The 14,430-nt window shown below is 64.5% G+C and carries 15 protein-coding genes, 1 tRNA gene and 1 riboswitch; of the genes, 5 read left to right on the top strand and 11 right to left on the bottom strand.

Annotated features, from left to right (window positions below):
* Nucleotide 1: 1 nt before the first annotated feature.
* The gene (locus FJ490_RS12235) at nt 2-511 is read right to left on the bottom strand and encodes a tyrosine phosphatase family protein (protein ID WP_140675264.1); all 510 of its coding nucleotides are present in this window, start codon (nt 509-511) and stop codon (nt 2-4) included.
* A complete protein-coding gene (gene cobD, locus FJ490_RS12230) occupies nt 508-1,554 on the bottom strand; it encodes a threonine-phosphate decarboxylase CobD (RefSeq protein WP_140728970.1) in 1,047 nt (348 codons plus the stop codon). The genes FJ490_RS12235 and cobD overlap by 4 nt, the downstream gene beginning before the upstream one ends.
* On the opposite strand from cobD, the gene cbiB reads away from it, so the two are divergent.
* Entirely contained in the window at nt 1,553-2,521 is a 969-nt protein-coding gene (gene cbiB / locus FJ490_RS12225) for an adenosylcobinamide-phosphate synthase CbiB (RefSeq protein WP_140728971.1), read from the top strand. The genes cobD and cbiB overlap by 2 nt on opposite strands.
* 330 nt (nt 2,522-2,851) lie before the next feature.
* Here the strand turns inward: cbiB and cobO are convergent, their stop codons facing one another.
* Genes cobO through FJ490_RS12205 form a run of 4 tightly spaced genes read right to left on the bottom strand, consistent with a single transcriptional unit; the run spans nt 2,852 to nt 4,968 of the window.
* Nucleotides 2,852-3,466, bottom strand: a complete 615-nt coding sequence (gene cobO / locus FJ490_RS12220) for a cob(I)yrinic acid a,c-diamide adenosyltransferase (protein WP_140495605.1) — start codon at nt 3,464-3,466, stop codon at nt 2,852-2,854.
* A gap of 1 nt (nt 3,467) precedes the next feature.
* Nucleotides 3,468-3,983, bottom strand: a complete 516-nt coding sequence (gene cobU / locus FJ490_RS12215; RefSeq protein ID WP_140521135.1) for a bifunctional adenosylcobinamide kinase/adenosylcobinamide-phosphate guanylyltransferase — start codon at nt 3,981-3,983, stop codon at nt 3,468-3,470.
* A complete protein-coding gene (locus tag FJ490_RS12210; RefSeq protein ID WP_140728972.1) occupies nt 3,976-4,773 on the bottom strand; it encodes a CbtA family protein in 798 nt (265 codons plus the stop codon). The genes cobU and FJ490_RS12210 overlap by 8 nt, the downstream gene beginning before the upstream one ends.
* A gap of 15 nt (nt 4,774-4,788) precedes the next feature.
* Entirely contained in the window at nt 4,789-4,968 is a 180-nt protein-coding gene (locus FJ490_RS12205; RefSeq protein WP_140495602.1) for a CbtB domain-containing protein, read from the bottom strand.
* A 35-nt stretch (nt 4,969-5,003) separates the two neighbouring features.
* A riboswitch (cobalamin riboswitch) is annotated at nt 5,004-5,200 on the bottom strand.
* Nucleotides 5,201-5,334: 134 nt separating this feature from the next.
* On the opposite strand from FJ490_RS12205, the gene FJ490_RS12200 reads away from it, so the two are divergent.
* Nucleotides 5,335-6,504 (top strand): aromatic ring-hydroxylating dioxygenase subunit alpha, encoded by a 1,170-nt coding sequence (locus tag FJ490_RS12200; protein WP_140728973.1) that lies wholly within the window; start codon nt 5,335-5,337, stop codon nt 6,502-6,504.
* Between the two features lie 3 nt (nt 6,505-6,507).
* Here the strand turns inward: FJ490_RS12200 and FJ490_RS12195 are convergent, their stop codons facing one another.
* A complete protein-coding gene (locus FJ490_RS12195) occupies nt 6,508-7,707 on the bottom strand; it encodes an MFS transporter (RefSeq protein WP_140495600.1) in 1,200 nt (399 codons plus the stop codon).
* A 231-nt stretch (nt 7,708-7,938) separates the two neighbouring features.
* Here FJ490_RS12195 and FJ490_RS12190 point away from each other — a divergent pair, with 231 nt between their 5' ends.
* Together FJ490_RS12190 and FJ490_RS12185 are read left to right on the top strand one after the other, a co-directional pair.
* The gene (locus FJ490_RS12190; protein WP_140559586.1) at nt 7,939-8,943 is read left to right on the top strand and encodes a DUF1624 domain-containing protein; all 1,005 of its coding nucleotides are present in this window, start codon (nt 7,939-7,941) and stop codon (nt 8,941-8,943) included.
* The gene (locus FJ490_RS12185; RefSeq protein ID WP_140728974.1) at nt 8,940-9,416 is read left to right on the top strand and encodes an isoprenylcysteine carboxylmethyltransferase family protein; all 477 of its coding nucleotides are present in this window, start codon (nt 8,940-8,942) and stop codon (nt 9,414-9,416) included. Before FJ490_RS12190 ends, FJ490_RS12185 begins: the two co-directional genes overlap by 4 nt.
* A 299-nt stretch (nt 9,417-9,715) precedes the next feature.
* Here the strand turns inward: FJ490_RS12185 and FJ490_RS12175 are convergent, their stop codons facing one another.
* The 3 genes from FJ490_RS12175 to FJ490_RS12165 form a co-directional block, all read right to left on the bottom strand.
* Entirely contained in the window at nt 9,716-10,102 is a 387-nt protein-coding gene (locus tag FJ490_RS12175) for a MerR family DNA-binding transcriptional regulator (RefSeq protein WP_006203215.1), read from the bottom strand.
* 125 nt (nt 10,103-10,227) lie between these two features.
* A complete protein-coding gene (gene mgtE, locus FJ490_RS12170; RefSeq protein ID WP_140728975.1) occupies nt 10,228-11,646 on the bottom strand; it encodes a magnesium transporter in 1,419 nt (472 codons plus the stop codon).
* A 195-nt stretch (nt 11,647-11,841) separates the two neighbouring features.
* Nucleotides 11,842-11,926: transfer RNA gene (locus FJ490_RS12165), tRNA-Leu, on the bottom strand.
* Nucleotides 11,927-12,106: 180 nt separating this feature from the next.
* Here FJ490_RS12165 and lipB point away from each other — a divergent pair.
* Nucleotides 12,107-12,850, top strand: coding sequence for a lipoyl(octanoyl) transferase LipB (lipB, locus tag FJ490_RS12160; RefSeq protein ID WP_140555005.1), 744 nt, complete (start codon nt 12,107-12,109; stop codon nt 12,848-12,850).
* Between the two features lie 16 nt (nt 12,851-12,866).
* Here the strand turns inward: lipB and FJ490_RS12155 are convergent, their stop codons facing one another.
* Entirely contained in the window at nt 12,867-14,114 is a 1,248-nt protein-coding gene (locus FJ490_RS12155) for a site-2 protease family protein (RefSeq protein ID WP_140728976.1), read from the bottom strand.
* Nucleotides 14,115-14,430 lie beyond the last annotated feature (316 nt).

Here is a 14,430-nt window from a genome sequence, read left to right as displayed (position 1 = left end):
CCTACATATCGATCTTCAGTTCGAACGGTGTGCCTTCAAAGGCATCGGCGCCGCGCCCGATCGCTTCGATTGCCGCGATCATGCGGCCGCCTCGACCAAGCAGCGCGTCGGCCACCGCGATCAGCCGCGGATTTGGCGTCGCCGAAGGCGACAGCGTCCGCAACGTCCGGGCCAGCTCGGCCTCGTCGCGTTTCGGCGCCAGCGCGGCAGCGATGATATAGGCGGAGGCCGTCGAGCGGCTGATGCCGGCATAGCAATGCACGACCATCGGCCTTGCGCGGTCCCAGCGGCGCGCGAAATCGAGCAGATTGCGCACATGCTCCTCGCCCGGCATGGTCATGCCATCCTGCGCCGCCGCGATGTCGTGCATGACCAGGTGCAGATGGTTTTCCCTCATGATCGAGGCCGGGCGGAGCACATCGGTGCCGGCGGCCAACAGCGACAGCAGCCGCTCGGCGCCGGTCCTCGCCACCGTTTCCTCGACCTTTGCCAGCGAGCAGACATGGATCATGGTTTGATACCTTCCGCTCGATCCTCGCGCCGGGCCGCCCATTCGGCAAGGGCGGATTCAAGCCGCAGCCACTCCTCCCCGTTCCCCGGCAGGCCGGCCCGCAGGACATGCGGGCGGTCGGTGAAATGGCGAAGCAGGATGCCGCGTTCCCCAAGCACAGAAAACAAGCCGGCGGCATCCGACAGCCTGAGATAGCGGAACAATGTGGTGCCGCCCGCGGCAGGCACGCCGAAACGACCGAACAGCCCGTCGAGCCGAGCCGATACCTCCGCCAGCGACGCGCGCATCGCGTCCTGCCAGCCGATATCGGCAAGTGCGCGAATGCCATATTCGAGCGCCGGGCCGGCGACGGCCCAAGGTCCGAATTGCGTTTCCAGCCGTTGGGCCGCCGGCGCGTCGGCAAGCGCAAATCCAAGCCGCAAACCGGCCAGCCCGAAAAACTTGCCGAAAGAGCGCAGCACGACGATGCCGCCCTGGCCGACATCGCCGGCAAGGCTGTGTTCGCGCGGGCCGACATCCATGAACGCCTCGTCGACGACCAGCAGCCCGCCCTTGGCGCGCAAACCGGCGGCCAGCGCCAGCAGCCGGTCGCGCTCGACGATGCGCCCATCCGGGTTGTTCGGGTTGACCACGACGGCAAGGTCGGCATTCGCCAGATCAGCGAAATCGCTGACTTCGGTCACCTCGTGCCCCGCGATCGCCGCCGCGCGGGCATGTTCGGCATAGGTCGGCCCTAGAACGAGCGCCCTGCCCGGCGCGACCAGCGATGCCACGCGCGGCAGCAGGATCTGCGTACCGGGCGCAGCGACGACATTGGCTGGCGAGGGCGCACCATAGCTACTGGCCGCGATCGCCGTCAGCTCACGCGCCCGCCCCGCTTCCGGCAATCGCGACAGCGAGGTGGCGGGCAGCTCCAAAAGCGGGTAGGAGTGCGGATTGATTCCGGTCGAGAGGTCGACGAAAGGCTGGGGGGCGTTGGGGAAAAGCGCCCTTGCCCGGCCGAGACTTCCACCATGGTCCACCGCTCCTTCAAGAAGCTTCATGTCAGTCCTGATCGCTTTCCTGTCATTGGCCATCGAATCCGCGCTGGGCTACCCCGACTGGCTGTTTCGCGCCATCGGCCATCCCGTGACGTGGTTTGGCAGGCTGATATCCTTTCTCGATCGCAGGCTCAACCGCGCCACTGATCCCGACGCACTGCGTCGCCAACGTGGTGTCCAGGCGCTTCTGGTCATCGTGCTGGTGCCGGCGCTAATTGGCCTGTGCGTGCAGATCCTGCTCTGGTTCATTCCCCTGGGACTGTTCATCACCGCCCTTCTGGCAACATCGTTCCTGTCGCAGCGGAGCCTTTATGAGCATGTCGAGGCCGTCGCCGATGCGCTCGACTCGGGCGGCCTCGACATGGGCCGCGCCGCCGTCTCGCGCATCGTCGGCCGCGATCCCGAAACCCTCGACAGGGCCGGCGTCTGCCGCGCGGCGATCGAGAGCCTGGCCGAGAATTTTTCCGACGGCATCGTTGCCCCCGCCTTCTGGACGGGCGTCGGCGGCCTCGCCGGCGGCGCCGCCTACAAGGCCGCCAACACCGCCGATTCGATGATCGGCCATCGCACGCCGCGCCACGAAACGTTCGGCAGGGCAGCCGCACGCTTCGACGATTGGATCAACCTGCCGGCGTCGAGGCTGACGGCGTTGCTCATCACGTTGGCGGCTTTCCTGGTGAAAGGCGCCGACGCGAAAGCCGCATGGCAGGCGGTGCGGCGCGACGCGAAAAAACACCGCTCGCCCAATGCCGGCTGGCCGGAGGCGGCGATGGCCGGCGCACTTGGCCTGGCGCTCGCCGGGCCGCGCAGCTATGGCGGCGTCGTTGTCGACGACGCGTTCATGGGCGAAGGCGGCCGGCGCGAAGCCGACAGCATCGACATAAGGCGGGCGCTGAAACTCTACCGCGTCGCCGATTATTTGCTGATTGCGCTGTTCGGCGTGCTTTCGGCGATCGTCATTCTGGCATGATCTCACCCCCCGTGAGTTCTCTCTCGAAGGGGAGGAAGGGAGCCGGGCTGCAACAGGTTCGCGCCTTTCCTCTCCCCCGTCGATCGGGGGAGAGGTGGCTCGGCGAAGCCGAGACGGAGTGGGGGTCGACGAGCTCGGCAGTCGCGTTTCTCGCACCCGCCGGGTTGCGCCTGCCTGTCTGCGGACCGCGCGTTCGATAACCGCCTTCCCCCAATCCGTCGCTGCTTCGCAGCCCCACCTTTCCCCCTCCGGAGGAAAAGGAAGTGAGCCCTGCTGGAAGCGTTTGGCGACCAGACTTGAATGCTCATCCACAAAAGGGGACAACAGCTCTCAAAACTCCACCCCCTGCTGCGCCTTCACGCCCGCCGCGAAATGGTGCTTGGTCAGCCCCATCTCGGTCACCAGGTCGGCCGCCTCGACCAGCGCCGGCTTGGCGTTGCGACCGGTGACGACGACATGCAGGCCCTCGCGGCGCGCTTTCAGCGCGGCAACCACCTTGTCCAGATCGAGATACTCGTAGCGCAGCGCGATGTTGAGTTCGTCGAGCACGACGAGACTGATCGACGGATCGGCCATCAGCTCCAGCGCCTTGGCCCAGGCGGCCTCGGCCGCCGCGATGTCGCGCTTCAGATCCTGTGTCTCCCAGGTGAACCCCTCGCCCATCGCGTGCCACACGACGCGGTCGCCGAAGGCGGCGAAGGCCTCCTTCTCACCCGTATGCCATTTGCCCTTGATGAACTGGACGACGCCGACGCGCTTGCCATAGCCGAGCATGCGCAACGCCAGGCCAAAGGCAGCCGTGGTCTTGCCTTTGCCGGGACCGGTGTTGACGATCAGCAGCCCCTTTTCGACCGTCTTGCTCGCCACCTCGGCGTCTTGGACCGCCTTGCGCTTGGCCATCTTGGCGCGGTGGCGCTCTTCGTCCTTTTCGTCGATGTCGGTCATGTCACTTCACCTTGAGCGGCAGCCCCGCCACCATCAAAAGCACGGTCTCGGCAATCGCCGCGACCTGCTGGTTGAGCCGGCCGGCGGCGTCGCGGAACCGGCGCCCCAGCGCATTGTCGGGCACGATGCCTTGCCCGACCTCGTTGGATACCACGAACCAGGGTCCGCGCGGCCGCGACAGCATGTCAGCCAGCCGCCGACATTCGGCCTCTACATCATGATCGGCCAGCATGTGATTGGTCAGCCAGAGCGTCAGGCAGTCGACAAGGACCGGCTGGTCCTCCGGTAGGGCCTCGAGTGCACCGACAAGGCCAAGCGGTGCATCGATGGTCGTCCAGCCCTCGCCGCGCCGCGACCGGTGCAACGCGATGCGCTGCCGCATCTCGTCGTCATAGGCTTGCGCCGTGGCGATGTAGGTCCATGGCGAAGGCAAGGCCGTCATCAGCGTTTCGGCGTGCGCGCTCTTGCCGGAGCGCGCACCGCCGATGATGAAGGTCAGTCTTCCGCGATCAGGCAAAGCTGTCGCGCAGGCTCGTCGCGCTGCCGGTGAAGCGTCCGCGCACCACGCCGACGACAGCGCCGAGCACGAGCCAGAACACCAGATTGGTCACGGTTACCGCCACCACGAACTGATGGTGCAGGCCTTCCGGAATCGGCGTCTCGAAACTGTCCGGCTGCGGCGCGCCGACAATATGCGGCGCGACGATCAACACCACGCCCAGAATCGCCAGCGGCAGTGATTTGCGGAAGGCGATCAGGGCAAGGCCGATCGCCGTCGCCGCCACCGTCGCCGTCCACCAGATCTGGCGTGGCAGAAGCTCGGCGGCAGGCATGGCCGGCAGTTCCGGCGGCAGGCCGAGGCCCGGCGCCAGCGTGAACACGGCAAAGCCGGCCAGTCCCCAGAACACGCCCTGGCGCAAGTTGCCGATGCCGCCGGCGAATTCCGAAACCGCGACCAGGACCAGCGCGAAGCCGATGCCGGTGACGATGTTGGCAAGCACGCTGAAGGCGAAGCGCTCGAAGCCGTCGGCCGGCGCCCAGCCTTCCTCTTCAGCCGGAACAGCTTCAGCGGCTGCCGGCGCGGCGGAGCTCATGGCATTGCCCGCCGGGGCGGCAGAGTTCATGGCGTTGTTGTCGGTCGGGGCCGGTGCGGTATGGTCGTGGTGGTGGCCGCCGCCGGCCTGTTCGTAGACTTCCGCCTTCAGGATCAACGGCACGGTGGCATAGGCCTGCATGCAGGCGAGAACGACACCGGCCACGAGCCCTGCGATCGCCGCGATGAACACGACGTTGCGAAACAGGTTCATGATGTCAAATCCCTATCAGTGGCAGGGAAACGCCATCGAGTGGCGATAGTCGTGCGCGGCATTGTGGACCGCGTCGATATGCGAGAAACCGACAAAGCCTACGACGAAAACGCCGAGCAGCGCCGCGAGCGCGAGCTGCAGGAGGCGCGACTGCGAGGAGATGGAGGCGCCGAGGGAGACGGAAGCGGTATTCATGTCTTGTCCTTTCACCCTCCACCCGAGGGCATCGAAGTCAGTTTCCTGTCGCCGGCAGGTCTCCTGGCTCGCGGATCAGCGCCCTTCCCCACCTTCCCGAAGAAAATCTTCAGTGGCATATGGAGAGGACTACCGCACACAGTTGCGGGGGCAGCCACGGCATTGGGCAACAAATCTGCCCGCACCGCATTCCCTCTTGGCTCCAATCGGAACCGACGACGAAGGTGACTATAGGGAAAATCGCCGCATCCGGCAAACCAAATTCCGACGGCGACAAGCGCTTTAGCGCCGTCCGGCCGCTTGCTCCGCTGCAATTGACAATTTCCGTGGCCGGGTGTCGGCTGCCATCCTCACAGGAGGCCAGCCATGCAGCCCGTCCAGAGCCAGCACGCCCCCTATAACGGCCTCACCCGGGCCGAGCCGACATTGCCGTCCTCGGCCTATTGGGATGCGGCGGCCTACCAGCGCGACCTCGACGCCATCTGGTACAGGAACTGGCTGCTCGTCTGCCGTGAAGCTGATCTCGCCCAACCGCTGGCTTTCCGCACCTTCCGTGTCGGCACCCAGGAGATCGTCGTGCTGCGTGACGATACCGGCGAACTGCGCGCCTTCCACAACACCTGCCGGCATCGCGGCTCGCAGCTTTACCAGGAACGCGAGGGCCGGCTGAAGGCGCGGCTGATCACCTGCCCCTACCACGCATGGTCCTATTCGCTGCGCGGCGATCTCGTGCGCGTGCCGTCGAAAACGCTGCCCGAAGGTTTCGACAAGGCGGACCATCCGCTCTATCGCGTCGCGCTGTCGGTCTGGCGCGGCTTCGTCTTCGTCAATCTCGCGGAAGATGCCGCCGGCTCGGCGCAATCATCCTTCGACCCGGCCTCCGGCGATCTCGGTAACTGGCCGCTGGAATCGCTGGTATCGGGCCATGTGCTGCGCAAAATGATGAACTCCAACTGGAAAATCTTCTGGGAAAACTTCAACGAGTGCCTGCATTGCCCCGGCGTCCACAAGGACCTGTCGCGGCTGGTGCCGATCTACGGCCGGGGCCTGATGGGCCGGCATGACGACCCCGAATGGACCCGCCATGCCGACAATGACGCGCCGGAATTTTCCGGCGGGCTGCGGGCGGGTGCCGAAACATGGTCACGTGACGGCCAGGCGCATGGGCCGGTCTTTTCGGGCCTGACGCCGGCCGAGCACGCCGCCGGCCAGACCTACACCACCAGCCTGCCCTCGATGTTCATCGTCGGCCACGTCGACTATGTCAGGTCCGTACGGCTGGTGCCGCTTGGCCCCGAGCAGACCGAATTGACCGCCGAATGGCTGTTCGCGCCCGACGCGCTCGCCGCCACCGACATCGACAACATCGTCGGATTCGGCACCCAGGTGCTGGAGGAGGATGCCGCGATCTGCGAGGTCAACCAGAAAGGGCTGCGCTCCATGCGCCATAAGGCCGGCGTGCTGATGCCGGAGGAGTACGACCTCCACCGCTTCCACGATTGGGTACGCGAACGACATGCTGCGCTTGTGCCGTAAGCTTCACAGCGACTTCGGCAGATACCGCCAGGTGACATAACCGCAGACCGCCGCAAGCAGGCCGAGCGTGACGAAAACCGAGCCCAGTCCGAAAAAGGCCAGCACCACCGAGTAGACCAGCGGCGGCGTCAGTTCGGAAAAGTCGAGATAAGTGCGGTAGACCGCAGCCATCTGCGCCCGCTCATAAGAGCGGACCGAGCGCATGAAGGCGGTCGAGCCCAGCGCGTCGAGCGCGATGGTGAAGAAGGCGCCGCACAGCAGGAAGGCGCCGGTGACGAGCGGCGCGCTTTCGCCGACGGCACCCGCCGCCAGCAGCACCACCGACATGGCGAAATAGGCAAAAGTCATGGTCCTGCGGCCGCCGAAGCGCTTGCCGGCCTTGCCCCAGAAAATCGCCATGAACAAAAGCGCGTTGCCTGCCGAAACCAGAATGCCGCCGGCAAGTTCGCCCTCACCGGTGATGACCATGAACAGCGGACCATAGACGAAAAATGTCGTCCAGAAGCAGGAGCGGCCGAAGGCGATCAGCCAGGCCAGCCTCAGCCTCGGCTGCGCGACGAAGCGGCCGATATTGGCCAGCGGGTTGACCGGGCGCGTCTTGCCCGGCCGGATCGAGGGATTGTCGCCGAGCCGGTAGGTCCAGAACAACGCCAGCAGGGCCAAGGCGAATACGGCGACCGCGCCATGCGCGGCATAGATGCCGAAGCGCGTGTAGAGAAAGATGCCGAGCGTCGGCCCACCCGTCCAGGCAAACATCGACCACGCCATGCGCAGCGATTCGGCCTGCATGAAATCGGTCTTGCGGATGTGGTCCATGATGTAGAGGTTGAGCGTGATCGACAGCGCACTGGCGCCCATGACACGGCACAGCATGCCGGCCAATTGCCCTGCGAGCGTATGCGTGACGAAGAACAACGAGCCGATCGCCAGCAGGCAGGCGCCCGCCGTGTAGACCCAGCGCCGCGCGAAGCGCTGGATCAGCATCGGCATGAACAAGGTCACGGACAGGCCGAGCATCGCCACTATGGTGTAGAGGATCGAGACGATCTGCTCGTTGTGGAGGATCTCGTAGGCCTGGATCGGGATGACGCTCGACACCGTGGCGCGAGCGAAGGATTCGACCGCGTAGAGCGAGGCGAAGGTGCGGGCATCCGCGGCCTTGAGGGCCGGTAGCCAGATCGGATGGCGCACATGCGTGGACATTGCTTCCCCAAAGCAGAATCACCAGCCAAATCTGCGGCCATCATTTCGCGACCGGTAACAGGAAACCGACGTGCCCCGGTTAAAACGAAGCCGGTCAAAGGCTTTCCGGTGCTGGCCTAAAGGGGTGCCTGATGCAGCGCCGGCTGATCGTCCGTATCGAAGCTCACGGCCTTCTTTTGTCCGGCGTAACCGTGATAGTCCTCGTGCGGGGCTGAATCAGATCGCGAGACCATGAGCATCCAGACGCCGACCATGCCCGCCGCGGAGTTGCCGAAGACCAAGCGCATCGTCGCCATCGACATGCTGCGCGGCATCGCGCTGATCGCCATGGCGAGCTACCATTTCACCTGGGACCTGGAATTCTTCGGCTACACCGATCCCGGCCTGACCGCCTTCGGCTGGTGGAAGTTCTATGCTCGCTGCATCGCCTCGACCTTCCTGTTCCTGGTCGGCGTCAGCCTGTATCTCGCCCATGGCAAAGAGATCCGCTGGAACGGCTTCTGGAGACGCTTCGCCATGGTCGCCGGAGCGGCGATCGCCATTTCGGTCGCCACCCGTATCGCCACGCCGGACGGGTGGATCTTCTTCGGCATCCTGCACCAGATCGCGCTGGCGAGCCTGCTCGGGCTGGCATTCCTGCGCCTGCCGGCGCTGCTCACACTGCCGATCGCCGCGGCGGTCATCGCCATTCCCTTCTATTTTCGGCTGGAATCGTTCGATCACCCCTGGCTGTGGTGGGTCGGCCTTTCCGCGGTCAACCCACACTCCAACGACTATGTCCCGCTGTTCCCGTGGTTCGGTGCGGTGCTTGTGGGCCTCGGAGCGACCAAGCTTGCCTCCGGCTTCGGCGCCTTGGCGCGCCTGGCAGATGTGGCACCCGGGCGCTGGTCCAACCCGCTGGGCTTCATCGGCCGGCACAGCCTGGCCTTCTACCTGATTCACCAGCCGCTGCTGATCGGCAGTGTCTGGTTGTTCTCGCAAGTAATGCCGGCCAAGGTCGAAACCCCGCAGGTGAACTTTCTCAAGACCTGCCAGATCTCGTGCGAGCAGCAGCGCGACAGCAAGTTCTGTTCGAGCTATTGTGGGTGCATGCTGGACACGCTGGAGGGCGAGGCAACGCTTGATCGGCTCTACAAGAACGACCAGACCGCCGAATGGAGAGCGCATCTGGCGGATCTCGCCGGCACCTGCACGGCCCAGACCGACAGCAAGATGACGGAGGAAGGTGTCGAATGACCGAGACCCTGCCCAAACCTGGGCTGATACCGTGGCCGCCGCTGATCTACATCGCCGCCATCGCCATCAGCATCGCGCTCGGCCTGCTCTTTCCCCTGCCCTGGATCGGCGACCTCCTGGGCGACCTCCTCTACGCGGCCGGCTGGGTGGCGCTGTTCGGCGTCGCCGCACTCTGGTTCACCGCCATCCGCACCATGACGCGGGCCAAGACCACGCTCAACCCCAACGCCGTGCCGGACCATTTGGTCACCACGGGTCCTTTCGGCATCACCCGCAATCCGATGTACCTCGCCAACACGCTGCTGTTGATCGGCGTTGCCTTCATCTCCGGGATCGTCTGGTTCCTGCCGCTCGCCTTCGTCGCTGCCTTCGTCACGCAGAAGGTCGCGGTGGAAAAGGAAGAAAAGATGCTGTCGGCAAAGTTCGGCAAAAAATACCGCGACTATGCCAAAAGAGTGCGGCGCTGGATTTGAGCATCTGAACGCCGGCTGCCAGAGCCATATCGGGAAGATAACGGTTTCCGATTTGTGGCGGAGACCAACAATTTGTCGATGTCGGCGCCGCCCCTCACCTGCCTGCCGGCATCCTCTCCCCGTATAGTGACGGGGAGAGGGGCGCTGTCATCAGCGGTTTCGCCAGCCACCAGCGTTGCAGGAAAGAGACCGAGATCACGGTCAGCCCCCTTCTCCCCGTCACTATACGGGGAGAAGTGCCCGACAGGGCGATGAGGGGCGGCGCCGACTCTAAAGCGATTGTCCTGCCTGGAAGGCCGCTACGTATTAACCCCGAGCTCGACCAGCCGCTCGACGCAGGATTCCTCTGCCTGGTCCAGCTCTGCCAATGTCTCCTCGAGGTCGCGGCGCTTTTGCCTCAGATCCTCGCGCTTTTCCTCGATGCGCTTGATCATCAGCTTGAGCTGGCCGACCTCGCCGGGCGGTTCCTTGTACATCTGGATGATTTCGCGGATCTCGTTGATCGAGAAGCCGAGCCGTTTTCCGCGCATGATCTGCCGGATCAGGTGTCGGTCGGATGGACGAAACAGCCGCGTGCGGCCCCGCCGCACCGGCTGCACCAGGCCCTCGTCCTCGTAGAAGCGCAACGTCCGTGTCGACACGTCGAATTCGCGCGTCAGCTCGGTGATCGAATAATATTCCCGCATTCTCGCCCCATAGCCGGAGATTGGCGATTGCTGCTCTCCGTCCGCGGCAGACCTGCCGGAATAGGCCGCAGTCTGCCTGTCGCCGAGCCTCGCACGGCATTTACGTAAAAGTCAATTGAGCCTGATCAATGGACGCCGAACCACCACGTGGCAAGGCCGAGAAAGGCGAAGAAACCAACGACGTCGGTGACCGTGGTGACAAAGACCGCCGAAGCGACCGCGGGATCGACCTTGAAGCGGTCGAGCAGCAGCGGGATCAGGATGCCGGCAAGGGCCGCAACGAACATGTTGATGATCATGGCCGCGGCGATGATGCCGCCCAGATTGGCATCGCGGAACCAGACGGCGGCTACGATGCCGATCAATATGGCGAAAACCATGCCGTTGATGAAGCCCACGCCTATCTCGCGGCGAATGATGCGGCCGGCATTGTAGATGTCGAGATCCCTTGTCGCCAGCGCCCGCACGGTGACGGTCATGGTCTGCGAACCGGCATTGCCGCCCATCCCGGCCACGATCGGCATCAGCACGGCGAGCGCCACAATGCGCTCGATCGTGTGGTCGAACAGGCCGATCACCGATGCCGCAAGGAAGGCGGTCAGGAGATTGACAAGCAGCCATGGCACACGCGAACGCGAGGTCGAAAAGATGCTGTCGGAAAGCTCTTCGTCGCCGACGCCGCCCATGCGCAGGAGATCTTCCTCGGCTTCCTGCTGGATGACGTCGACGACGTCGTCGATGGTCAGCACGCCGACCAACCGCTCGTTCTCGTCGACGACGGCGGCCGACAGAAGGTCATATTGCTCGAACTCCCGCGCGGCCTCTTCCTGGTCCATCGTGGCCGGAATGGCGTGCCGCGTCTCATGCATGACCTCCTCGACCTTGACCGAGCGCTTGGTGCGCAGGATCTGGTCGAGGTCTATGGCGCCAAGCAGCTTGAAGCTCGGATCGATGACGAAGATCTGGCTGAAGCGGTCGGGAAGGTTCTTGTCCTCGCGCATGTAGTCGATGGTCTGGCCGACCGTCCAGAACGGCGGCACCGCGACGAACTCCGTCTGCATGCGCCGCCCGGCGGTCTCCTCGGGGTAATCGAGCGAGCGACGTAGCCTGATGCGCTCGGTAAACGGCAGCTGCGACAGGATCTCGTCCTGGTCCTCCGGTTCGAGATCCTCGAGGATGTAGACCGCATCGTCGGAATCGAGTTCCTGCACCGCCTGGGCAATCTGCGCGTTGGGCAGATTGTCGACGATGTCCATGCGGATCGCCTCGTCGACCTCGGTCAGCGCGGAAAAATCGAAGTCGGCCCCCAAAAGCTCGACAAGGGCGCGCCGCTGGTCGGGATGCAGCGCCTCGATCAGGTCGCCCATTTCCGACTGGTGCAGGTCGTCGACCTCACGCTTGAGCGTGAGCGTATCGCGGTCGGCGATCGCCGCGCCGATCTGGGCGAGAAAGGACGAAAGGACAGCGCCGTCCTCACCGTAGATGTCGGCGCGGTGTTCGTCAGCGACCCCAGCGCCGGTCGTCCGTTCGTCCTGGCCTTCCACCAGCGCCTCCCGCCATTGCAATCCTGGAAAAGGTGCATCTCAGGTCTAGAACATCGGACCCGAAAGTGGAAACCGGTTTCGGGAAAATCCGACGCCCAAAAAGAAACTGGCGTAACGCGCGGGAATATCAAACGAAATGCGCGGTGCCCGTAGGGCTGGAGGTGCCGCTACAAATCAGATTCTGGGGAGAGAGAATGGTGCGGTCGAGAAGACTCGAACTTCCACGGGTTGCCCCACAGCGACCTCAACGCTGCGCGTCTACCAATTCCGCCACGACCGCACGTGGTAGGAGCCGGAACCGACCGGCTCGCGGCGTGTAGCAAATCGTTTCCGGCGAAACAAGTGCGCCCCGAGCATTTAATCGCTGGGAATTGCCATAACGGATCAAAGCGCCAAAATGCACCGCGAACTGGACGTTTCGGCCCGATATCGCCATATGGAGTACAACAAGAGACATCCCATGCCAGAACGCAGCCAGATCGCCACGTCGTTCCTGCCTTTGCCCGGTTCGGCGCCCGTCGAATGGGCGATCGAGCCCGGCCTCACCGCCTACCCCGAGGCGCTTGCCTTCATGGAGGCGCGCGCCGAAGCGATCCGCAGCGGGGCCGCCGGCGAGATGGTCTGGCTGGTCGAACATCCGCCGCTCTATACCGCCGGCACGAGTGCGCGCAGCGAGGACCTGATCGACGCCAACCGGTTCCCGGTGTTTTCGGCCGGCCGCGGCGGCGAATACACCTATCATGGGCCGGGCCAGCGCGTCGCCTACGTCATGCTCGACCTGAAACGCCGCCGGGAGGATGTGCGCGCCTTCGTCGCCGCCCTCGAACAATGGATCATCGGCACGCTCGCCGCCTTCAACGTCAATGGCGAGCGCCGTGAGGATCGCGTCGGCGTCTGGGTGGTACGGCCCGATCGCCCTGCCCTGCCGGACGGCTCTGCCGCCGAGGACAAGATCGCGGCAATAGGCATTCGGCTCAGGCGCTGGGTGAGTTTTCACGGTATCGCCATCAATGTCGAGCCGGACCTCGGCCATTTCAGCGGTATCGTGCCGTGCGGCGTGCAGGACCACGGCGTCACCAGCCTCGTCGATCTCGGGCTGCCGGTGACGATGGCCGATCTCGACCTGGCGCTGAAATCAGCGTTCGAGGATGTCTTCGGCCCAGCCACGGCCTTGCCCGTGGAAACAGCCCGCGAGGCCGGCTGAACGCTTCCCGGACAGCTCAGATCAGCCGTGCCGACGCCCAGAGCACTCCATAACCGTGGATGAGGAACACCGCCAGCAGCGCGCCCGCGATGACGAAACGGTCGGCCGTGCGGATCGGCTTCAGTTCGTGGCGCGGCTTCACCCCGCTGCCCGCTGTCAGAAGGCTGAGGATTGCAAAGACCGCGCCGGCCACGAGCAGAAAGCCGATGGAAAAGCCGGCCCGCCAGCCAAGCGCCAGGAACGCCGAGAGCAGGAAGAAGGAGGCCAGCGCCAGCGCGACCGGCCCCGGGCAGATCTGGCGCAGCACCTGGCCGCCATCGAATTTCCACACCGGCACCAGATTGGCGATGTTGAACAGGGCAGCACAGCCCGCCAGTGTCGCCAGCAATGTCGCGGCAAGCCAGTGCCCTTCCGCGCTTGCAAACGTGCTGCCCATCATCGCCAACGGCACCAGGAAAGCAGAGAACCCAGCGCCCATCAGCGCCACGAACGCAACTTCGAAACGGCTGTCATAGGGCCGGCCGCCAATGGCGAGGCCGCCGAGCAGCGGGATGAAGATCATGCGCGCCCTGCGGTGGCCCATCAGGCGGAATGCCGCCATGTGGCCGAGCTCGTGCAGGGCGACAACGGAAGTCAGGATCGCGGCCAGAGCAAGCCCGCCGCGGTGAAGCCCGAAGAACGGCCACAGGATGAATGCCGAGAGAGCGGCGAAGCCGAGCTGACTCAGCGGATGTTCGAACCAGCCGCCCTTGCGATACCGCCCTGTCCTGGCCCAGCCATCCAGCTTGGCGAGTTCGCGGCGCATGGCGAAATAGCGGAACGCCAGGAAGGCCACGCCGCGGTAACGGTCGGTCTGGGTGAGCGTAACCCGGGTGGCCTCGCCAATCGAGACCAACTGCGCGGTTTCCCGATAATGCGCCCAGAAAGACGGATCGAGCGCCGTGTCCTCGATGACGCGCATCGAAAAGCACCTGCCATGCACGACATTCTCGAGCAGGGCCTTGCGTTCGATCGGCAGGCCGTCCCGGCCCTCCCAGGACATTCTGGTGCGGACCACTCCCTCGCCCAGCATCTCCGCCGAGAGGATTTCGCCGGACCAGCCGGCATTGCTCCCGAGCGGCCACAGCGCCTGCCACAGACGCTGCCGGTCGGCCGCGACCGTGCGGCTGAGCCTGATTGTGCGCAAACCAAGCGGCACGCTCATCAGGAGAAAAATCAGCCCGAGATTGCTGGCCACGAGGAAGGCGGCGACGATGGGCGACACGCGGCGCTCCTGCTTTCAGGAGCGACACCCTAGCGCCATGGGCGGCAAGAAAGGCTTAACGGCAAAGCGGACTTTCGTCCGCCGGAACAGCGACTGCAGAGACGGTCACCTCACATGGCTCCGATCCAGATCGCCATGGAAATGAGGAAGGTGCTCATGCAAACCAGCGAGATGACATCCTGAACCAGATCGGTCATAACTCTCTCCTGTTGTTGATATGTTCGCAATTTGTTCTAATTTTGTTTCAAAGTCAACGAGCGGCATCCGTCCGCAGCCGGAATTTTCGAGCGATCAAACCGGCAGGGTTAAGAAAAGG

Source organism: Mesorhizobium sp. B2-5-11 (assembly GCF_006440835.1).
Lineage (GTDB): Bacteria > Pseudomonadota > Alphaproteobacteria > Rhizobiales > Rhizobiaceae > Mesorhizobium.
This window is presented reverse-complemented; position numbering and strand designations above follow the sequence as displayed.

What these genes read in the sequence shown, in the direction of transcription:
- FJ490_RS12200 (WP_140728973.1), top strand. Translation starts at nt 5,335, where the DNA reads ATGCAGCCCGTCCAGAGCCAGCACGCCCCCTATAACGGCCTCACCCGG.
- FJ490_RS12195 (WP_140495600.1), bottom strand. Translation starts at nt 7,707, where the DNA reads ATGTCCACGCATGTGCGCCATCCGATCTGGCTACCGGCCCTCAAGGCC.
- cobD (WP_140728970.1), bottom strand. Translation starts at nt 1,554, where the DNA reads ATGAAGCTTCTTGAAGGAGCGGTGGACCATGGTGGAAGTCTCGGCCGG.
- FJ490_RS12175 (WP_006203215.1), bottom strand. Translation starts at nt 10,102, where the DNA reads ATGCGGGAATATTATTCGATCACCGAGCTGACGCGCGAATTCGACGTG.
- lipB (WP_140555005.1), top strand. Translation starts at nt 12,107, where the DNA reads ATGCCAGAACGCAGCCAGATCGCCACGTCGTTCCTGCCTTTGCCCGGT.
- FJ490_RS12235 (WP_140675264.1), bottom strand. Translation starts at nt 511, where the DNA reads ATGATCCATGTCTGCTCGCTGGCAAAGGTCGAGGAAACGGTGGCGAGG.
- FJ490_RS12205 (WP_140495602.1), bottom strand. Translation starts at nt 4,968, where the DNA reads ATGAATACCGCTTCCGTCTCCCTCGGCGCCTCCATCTCCTCGCAGTCG.
- FJ490_RS12210 (WP_140728972.1), bottom strand. Translation starts at nt 4,773, where the DNA reads ATGAACCTGTTTCGCAACGTCGTGTTCATCGCGGCGATCGCAGGGCTC.
- cobO (WP_140495605.1), bottom strand. Translation starts at nt 3,466, where the DNA reads ATGACCGACATCGACGAAAAGGACGAAGAGCGCCACCGCGCCAAGATG.
- cbiB (WP_140728971.1), top strand. Translation starts at nt 1,553, where the DNA reads ATGTCAGTCCTGATCGCTTTCCTGTCATTGGCCATCGAATCCGCGCTG.
- FJ490_RS12185 (WP_140728974.1), top strand. Translation starts at nt 8,940, where the DNA reads ATGACCGAGACCCTGCCCAAACCTGGGCTGATACCGTGGCCGCCGCTG.
- FJ490_RS12190 (WP_140559586.1), top strand. Translation starts at nt 7,939, where the DNA reads ATGAGCATCCAGACGCCGACCATGCCCGCCGCGGAGTTGCCGAAGACC.